Here is a 2,480-nt window from a genome sequence, read left to right as displayed (position 1 = left end):
GTTGGCCTGGGCCAGGTCGGTTGCGACCTGGTCGAAGTTGGCGATGACCTCGGGCATGGGCCGGGGCCAGTTCCGGTAGACGTTGAACTCTTTGCTCTTCAGGCCGTCCGGGGTGAGCGGACGCAGTGCGGCACCGCCGCCGTAGACGCCCGGGTTCAGGTAGATCGCCAGCCGTTGGTACCAGCTGTACACCCGCAGCCCGGACTCCTCCCCGGTCCGGTACGACGGATCGAGCAGGGCCTTGTCGACCAGCGACCAGTACCGCATCACGTCCGCGGCCTTGTCGGCGCCGAAGTCGGTGGTGGCCACCCGTGCCATCAGCGGATCGGGATGGTCCGCGTCAAACGGCGTGGTGTCGGTCGGGTCGAACAGGTCCGGCTCCCAGACCATCTCTCGGATAACCGACATGTTCGAGGAGTACGTCCAACCCTCGACGCCGCCCCACCACAGATAGAAGTTCTGCACTTCGATGTCGTACAGCTCGCGGAGTTTGGTGGCCGCGGCGTGCGGCGTGGGCAGCCCGATGACCGGCTTGACGCTCTCGCAGCTCCCACCGGCCGACACCAGGGATGCGTAGTCCGGTCCCCACTTCGTCCGGCCGTTCTCGGTTTCCAGGGCGGTGCCGTTGAAGTTGGTGCGGCGGGTGATCCAGTTGTCTCCGTTGCCGGCCTCGTTGTAGAGAATCCCGACGCCGAGGTCGCGCAGTCGCTCCATGACATCCGCGTCGGTCTCGGCCGGGTAGAGGTGCCACATCCAGGCCATGGGAGTGACGTCCCGGTCGCCGATCACGTCCTGCATGATCGTCATGATCTCGACGGCGACGTCTGCCTTGTTCAGACCGCACGGCTTGTCGTCGGACAACCGGGTGCTGTTCGGCGTCGGGATGTGACTGTAGTCGCCGAAGACGGTCTCCAGGATGGCCAGGTCGTCGTGCTGGGGATCGTTCAGCGCGGCGGCGAACACGTCGGCGTAGGCTGCCGCTCCCTCGGCTGTGAACGGGTCGACGGTGCGGTTGCCGTTGCCGCGCACGCAGATCGAGTCGGCGTGCTCCGGGTCGTTGAGCCACTCTTTCCCCACGCCCGGCAGCGGTACCTCGTAGGCGAGTCGCAGCCCCCACTTCTCCCGGACGTCGGCCGGCAACGGAGCACCGTGCTTCTCGCCCCACACGACGTTCATGTAGTTCTGCGCGTAGTACTCGCCCTGCTGGTCATCGGTCCAACCGGGCGGGGGCGACTGGGTGAACTTGTGGCCGCCGACCCTGTTGGCGAACGCGGGCGCGTCGGCCTCGTCGATCGCGGCGACGTCGAGGCTGTTCTCCCGTTCGAGTCGCTGCTCCAGCCGGAACGCGCCGTTCATCGCACCTTTCGGGGTGGCCCCGGCGACGAGGACGACGTCCATCGCGCCCTCGGACGTCGCCCGAAGGTGATAGGCCTCGGGCGAGTCGCCGGGCAGGTCGAACGCGTCGCGGCGGTCGGCGATCGCTAACAGGCGATTGTCGTCCGGGGTCCCGACGACGATGACACCGGCGATGTCCTCGCGTTTGAGGGCGGCGCTGGTAGTCGTCCTGTCCGCCGCGCGGACCTCCAGAGCGGTGTCGATACCGAGACGGTCGCCGAGCTCCTCCGCGAGATGTTCGGCTGCGGTCTTCTCGACGATGTCCGGGCCGTGCAGGACCATCCATTCCGGGCCGAGGACCACGTTTCCCTCTCTCGACGGCGGCGCGGCCTCGTCGTTGGTGGAGGTAACGCCGGCAGGAGCGGTGGGTGTCGTGGCCGGGTCGGCTGTGGCGGACAGCGGCAGGGCTGCTGTCAGTAGTGCGGTGGTGGTAGCGGTTACGACGGGGAACAACCGGGCGCGTCGGGACATCACTGTCCTTTCTGATCGGGTGTTTCCTGGCTCGGTGAGGTCGGTTCGATATCGGCGAGGTGGCAGGCGACGAGTTGCGGGCCTCCACGGCGGTTCAGCGCGGGATCCTCGGTGCCGCAGCGGTCGATCGCCTTCCAGCAGCGGGTGTGGAAATGGCAGCCTGCTGGCGGGTGCACGGGGCTCGGCACGTCACCGGTGAGCTTGATCCGGTCCGGCCGGTTCCGTTCGGCCGGGGAATGGGCCGGGACCGATGACAGCAACGACTGCGTGTACGGGTGGCGCGGGTTGCGGTATATCTCCTCCTTCGTGCCGTGTTCGACGATGCGGCCGAGGTACATGACCGCGACCTGGTGACTGATGTGCCGGACGACGGCGAGGTCATGCGCGATGAACAGGTACGACAGGCCGAGGTCGCGCTGCAGGTCGACTAACAGGTTGACAATCTGCGCCTGCACCGAGACGTCCAGCGCGGACACCGGCTCGTCCAGGATCAGCAGCGAAGGGTCGAGCGCGAGCGCCCTTGCGATGCCGACGCGCTGCCGCTGCCCGCCGGAGAACTCGTGCGGCAGGCGGTTGTCCCACCGCGGGTCGAGGCCGCACCGCTCCATCAGTTC

2 protein-coding genes are annotated in these 2,480 nt (G+C 67.5%); both read right to left on the bottom strand.

All coding sequences use genetic code 11. The features are described 5' to 3' along the window. Positions 1-1,866: beta-N-acetylhexosaminidase family protein (locus tag ELR45_RS35935; protein WP_165368161.1), on the bottom strand; the 1,866-nt coding region annotated here is incomplete at its 3' end. Continuing rightward, positions 1,866-2,480: oligopeptide/dipeptide ABC transporter ATP-binding protein (locus ELR45_RS42185; protein WP_276320740.1), on the bottom strand; the 615-nt coding region annotated here is incomplete at its 5' end. The genes ELR45_RS35935 and ELR45_RS42185, both read right to left, overlap by 1 nt.

This window comes from Phytoactinopolyspora endophytica (genome assembly GCF_004138495.1).
In the GTDB taxonomy this organism is placed as follows: Bacteria; Actinomycetota; Actinomycetes; order Jiangellales; family Jiangellaceae; genus Phytoactinopolyspora; species Phytoactinopolyspora endophytica.
Note: the sequence above shows the minus strand (reverse complement) of the source record. Positions and strands in the feature narration are given on the sequence as shown.